The following is a 4,737-nucleotide window of genomic DNA, read 5'->3' on the forward strand; positions in this document are numbered from 1 at the left end:
TCCTGGCCGAACGCTTTTCCCGCGAGGTGCGCGCGCAGAACGTCGGCGCGCTGATTGCACGTCTGGGCGATACCGTCAATGCAATGCTCGACCTTCGCCAACGCGCCGCCGATCAAAGTTTCCTGCGCTACCGGCTGCACGAGGTGAACAACGACGTCCGTGTCGTCGTGCCCGAAGTGCTCTGGGATTTATGCAGCGGTACCGCGCTTGTTACCCGATCAGTGCGTAGTGTGCCGTTATCGGACGTGGCTGCGTTGCGCGCTCACGGCATCGAACCGGTCGATCTGATCGCAACGTGGATCGAGGCGTTCTTCGAGATCGCGCTGGGCGAGGGCGTCTATCACGCCGGTCTTGAAGCGGCGGGGGCGGCGGTCAGCATCGAGCCGGATACGTTCGGCCGGCTGGTGCTCGATGGCGACTCGCCGCTCACTTTTTTCGCGGCCCATGAACGCAGTTTCCTGGTCACCGGATCTGATGCGCTTTTGCGAGGCGACCACAAGGCGGCGGCGCGCGAACACATGCGCCACGGCACGCCCGGCAAGCACGATGGGCACGAAACCCAGCAGACGGTGCGGGTCGAGGCGACGTACCGGCGGGAGGCAGAGCGTTTTGCCGGCGATGCACCCCGCCACCGCACCGTCTCCGATCTGTTCACGGCGCTCGGCAAGGGTCCCCTGGAACATGCTTTCGCCGACGCCCATACGGGCATTGCATCGCGGGCGGCATTGCTGGCGCGCTCGGCCCAGAGCATCGAGGAGATGGCGCAGCGGATTGCGCCGGATATCGATGTCTGGAAGATTGCCCGTCGCGTGATCGTGCGTCTGGCGCTTGATCAGTTCAGCTCGCACGGGGTCATGGCGCAGGTTGTGAAGGAAGCGGTGCACTGGCCGCACGCATTGCCTCGCGTGCCGAATCTGCTTTCCGACTGGGTGGCGCGGCAGGACCGGCGTGGCGTCAGGGCGCGTTCGGATCCGATCCGTTAGGCAGCATCCTCGTCGCCAGGGAACGGGTGTTGCTGCCTTTGGTTCTGTACCCATCCAAAAAGGAGCAGATCATGAGCGCAACAACGAAGTCGGAACCCGGCGAACCCGATAACCGCGACCTGAAACAAAACCCGAAGCAAACTGCCGAAGTGCCGCTTGGCAGCGGTGACTCGCCCGAGCCGAGCGGAACGGGCGGTTTCGGCTCGCACAGCTCTGAGCCGGAAGGGGTATCGAAAGGGACGTCGAGGAAATCGAGCCTGCCTTCCACTGATCGCGTGGACGGCAAACCCGAAAAGTAAAACGCGGTGGCCGCTCTCAGGGCATGCCACCAAGCGAGGGCGAGATGATGCTTCCAGGCGGAAGGTCGTCCGCTTTTTCCTCATTCGCGGCGCGGGATGAAACCGGCGCGTGATTGGCGCTGCATGTATCGACGGATTCCTGGCCGATACAACGCAAGAAGGCGTCCGCGACTGTGCTATCCGAGAATGTATAGACAGTTGTCTCAACCAGCACTTCAGTGTCCGACAGCCGGTTTGCAGTAATGGTCATGATGTTCCTCCGAAAGTTCTTACCTTCGGGAATTCAGCATCAACCGCGCCCGGCCTGCGCCTATAAGAAAAACGGGCGAAAAAAAACCGGCCACGCCTCGAGGTGCAGCCGGATTCCTCAACACAGCTCAAATTACCGCTGCCGCGCCCAGATCGCGCCGAGTACGAAACCGATCGCACCGGCGACCAGCACGCCGTTGATCGGCTGCGAAATGACCGCTTCGCGGACGTTGTCGAGCGTCTCGCCGTAATTGCGCTGAATCGTGCCGAGCGCTTGCCGCGCCTTGCCTTCAGCTTGCGTCGATGTATCGCCGGTAAGTCCGCCTACCGCATCCTGAACCTTGCCAACGACGGTTTGCGCCGCGCCTTCTACCTGATCCTGCACCATGGTGCCTCCCGTTCTAGTGAAGCGGTTTATCGAAGAATCCGGCGTACCGGAAAACTCTTTTGAGCAGGGTTCGTGCCCAGGCACGGTGAAGCGGCTCAGGCCGGACCAATCAGGCGCGTCACGATTGCAATCAGCGAGTCAATGGACAGCGGCTTGCGATGAAACTCCAGCTTTGGGTGTGTCACTTCCGGTGTGCGCGCAGCGGCGCTCGAGAGTACGACAGGGATCTGCGCCAGGGTGTCGTCGGCCGCGAGCGCGTGGCAGAGCGCAAGGCCGTCCATGATCGGCATCATCCAGTCGGTCACGATCAGGTCGGGCGGATTCGCACGCACCGATTCCAGCGCCCGCAAGCCATTGGACGCAGTGCCGACCTCATAGCCTTCCATCTGCAGCACGAGCCGCCAGGTGGTGAGCAGGTCGAATTCATCGTCGACGACGAGGATCTTTTTCATGTCCGCGTGCCGGCGTCCTGTGCGGACAAGGTCGGCGGAATCGTGCCACGCGCTGATAAAAGCGTGGTCGTGCCGACGAACCCGTCGCTCAGGTGCAAGCCATTTTCATCGATCAGAAAACGCCGGATCGAGGGATCGTGCGCCGCCTCGCGCTGCTTGACGATCGAGACGATCCGGTACAACGATGTGGTCGTCTCGACATAGCGCAACAGCACGATGTTCTCGGTCATCGCCGATGCCCGGATGGACCCACCGTGCGTCATGTCGCCGTAAAGCGGCAGCTCCTCGGTCAGCAGCGTGGTGACGCTTTCCTGACGCAAACGGTGTGTAAGCGCGTTCAGGAACAGGCCGAAACGCTCGGTGCGGTTCGCGGAATCGTGGAAACCTTCAATGCCGTCGACCACGAGCCGCGACGCGCCTACCCGTCTCACCACGGACAGCAGCTCGGCCGCGAGTTCATCGATTGCGAGTTCCACAGCCGGACGCCATTCGATGATCAGGCGGCCATCGGCGACGGCCTCGGCAAGCTTGATCGACACCCCTTCCGCCTTCGCGATCAGGCGCTCCGGCGATTCATAGAAGCCGAAATAAACGCAGCGCTCGCCCCGGGCGGTGCCTGCTTCCAGAAATTTCAGCGATATCAGCGTCTTGCCGATTCCCGATGGCCCGATCAAGGTCGTGGTCGATCCCTTGACCACGCCGCCGCCGAGCATGGCATCAAAATCCGGCAGCCCGAACGCGAGCTTCGACTTCAGGTCGGGCGCGCTTTCGCGCAGTATTGAACGGGCTTCCAGGCGGGGGAATGTGACGAGGCCATCGGCGGTGATCTTGAAGGAGTGCCGTCCCAGCAGGTGATCGCGGGCGCGCAGTTTGTGCACTTCGATTTCCCGTGTGCGCCGCATGCCGGTCGCGAACCGGTTCAGTTCAACGAGGCCATCGACAAGCGTGTGTTCCGGATGCGGCTCGTTGCCTGACAGAGGCGCAAGGATCAGCGTGGTGCAGCCTGCCGCCGATACAAACGCGCTCAATTCGTGGATGAACTGAGACAGCTCGAGCTCGGTCGAGCTGAATTCGCGCGCGCTGCGAAATCCATCGATAACCATGAAACGCGGCCGGTTCGTCTTGATGGTCGAGGCGATCAGCGCAAGAAAACCGCTGAGGCCGTCGCGCATCAACTCGTGATAACCGGAGACGAAGAACATCTTGTCCGAAATGGCGTCGGCATCATAGAACGACAGTGCTTTCAGATGCGACAGCAGCTTGGAATGCGATTCGGCGATCAGCGTGATATAGAGCACCGTGTCACCCTCGGCCACGCGATGAAACCCGATCTGCGTCGACAGGATGGTCTTGCCCGCGCCTGCCATGCCTTCTATCAGATACAAGCCGCCCTTGAGCAAACCGCCGCCAAGTATGTCGTCGAGTCCCGGCACGCCGGTGGTGACGGTGTTCGGATCGGAAACGGGCGGGGTCGAGGGGATTGCTTGATCTGTCATGAATATCTCGGGTGGAGTAGCCCGGCAAGGATGGCGCGTAAAGCGGGATTATCGCCGAGAAGACCCACTATGTCGGCATTTGTGAACTTCTTTGAAATCATTTCGATGCGGCGACGCTGTGACTAAGCTTCTCCGCACGTTCCGCGCCCGGGGGCGAGAGCCGCCGCAGCGCCTCTGCAATCGATGTCTTGTGAGAGAAATTAAGAACTTGCTCATGGTCCGAAAAGCAGGCGAATGGTCTCATCTTGCTTTGCCGTACTCGTGTTGCGTCGATCCCCGCACACGCGTTCGTTTCCAAGTTTCACGCCTGTTCGAGTCCGCAGTCCACTGGCCGTTCGCGCAGGCATCCGGCTGCGAGACCGCTCATGTTCCAAATTACTGCTTTGTCCCGGTTCGTATTGATGGCCACAAGCCTGTTCGCCCTTGGCAGTCTGGCGCACGCCGAATCCCGCATGGCCGCGACGTCGGTCGATCCAGGTATTTACTCCGGCGCGCCGTTCGCGTACCGGTCGGATGGCGCAATCATGTCGGCCGTACCCGACCAGCCCGCTGATAACCGCATCTTCTCGCCGGTCAGCAACATGGGCGATATGCATCCGCGCCAGCCCGGTCCGGATCATCCCCGATTGCGCCACGATCTCTAAAGCGCAGGTTGAAACGCTTCAGGAATTCTTGCCGAAGTTGCTAAAGAATCGCTTCAGGAATCGTTCTAAAGCATGGAGTGTTTCAGGTGGCGAAGTAGTTAAAAAACCGCCCCACGCGCTTGGGCGCGACCCTCATGAATAGAAACTTCAGGGGCGTACACTTGATGCGCGCAGAGACAGTGGCCGTATGCTTCTTGGAGGTCTCGACCCCGTCAAAAAACCTGGC

Annotated in this window: 7 protein-coding genes; 3 read left to right on the top strand and 4 right to left on the bottom strand. The window is 60.9% G+C overall.

Annotated elements, in window-relative coordinates; translation table 11 throughout:
- Both ACRXB1_RS30895 and ACRXB1_RS30900 read left to right on the top strand, forming a co-directional pair.
- Positions 1 to 983: AarF/UbiB family protein (locus ACRXB1_RS30895; protein ID WP_449494208.1), on the top strand; the 983-nt coding region annotated here is incomplete at its 5' end.
- A 71-nt stretch (positions 984 to 1,054) separates the two neighbouring features.
- Positions 1,055 to 1,282 (top strand): hypothetical protein, encoded by a 228-nt coding sequence (locus ACRXB1_RS30900; protein WP_062172297.1) that lies wholly within the window; start codon positions 1,055 to 1,057, stop codon positions 1,280 to 1,282.
- A gap of 16 nt (positions 1,283 to 1,298) precedes the next feature.
- On the opposite strand, the gene ACRXB1_RS30905 is transcribed toward ACRXB1_RS30900, so the two are convergent.
- From ACRXB1_RS30905 to ACRXB1_RS30920, 4 genes are all read right to left on the bottom strand, one after another.
- Positions 1,299 to 1,532 (bottom strand): hypothetical protein, encoded by a 234-nt coding sequence (locus ACRXB1_RS30905; RefSeq protein ID WP_062172298.1) that lies wholly within the window; start codon positions 1,530 to 1,532, stop codon positions 1,299 to 1,301.
- A gap of 132 nt (positions 1,533 to 1,664) precedes the next feature.
- Positions 1,665 to 1,919 carry a CsbD family protein gene (locus ACRXB1_RS30910; protein ID WP_062172299.1) on the bottom strand — a complete coding sequence of 85 codons (255 nt, stop codon included), beginning with the start codon at positions 1,917 to 1,919 and terminating at the stop codon, positions 1,665 to 1,667.
- A 95-nt stretch (positions 1,920 to 2,014) separates the two neighbouring features.
- Positions 2,015 to 2,371 (bottom strand): response regulator, encoded by a 357-nt coding sequence (locus ACRXB1_RS30915; protein WP_062172300.1) that lies wholly within the window; start codon positions 2,369 to 2,371, stop codon positions 2,015 to 2,017.
- On the bottom strand, positions 2,368 to 3,867 hold the full coding sequence (locus tag ACRXB1_RS30920; RefSeq protein ID WP_375507962.1) for an RAD55 family ATPase: 1,500 nt from the start codon (positions 3,865 to 3,867) through the stop codon (positions 2,368 to 2,370). Before ACRXB1_RS30920 ends, ACRXB1_RS30915 begins: the two co-directional genes overlap by 4 nt.
- A gap of 365 nt (positions 3,868 to 4,232) precedes the next feature.
- On the opposite strand from ACRXB1_RS30920, the gene ACRXB1_RS30925 reads away from it, so the two are divergent.
- Entirely contained in the window at positions 4,233 to 4,511 is a 279-nt protein-coding gene (locus ACRXB1_RS30925) for a hypothetical protein (protein WP_062172302.1), read from the top strand.
- Positions 4,512 to 4,737 lie beyond the last annotated feature (226 nt).

This window comes from Caballeronia sp. M23-90 (genome assembly GCF_053574605.1).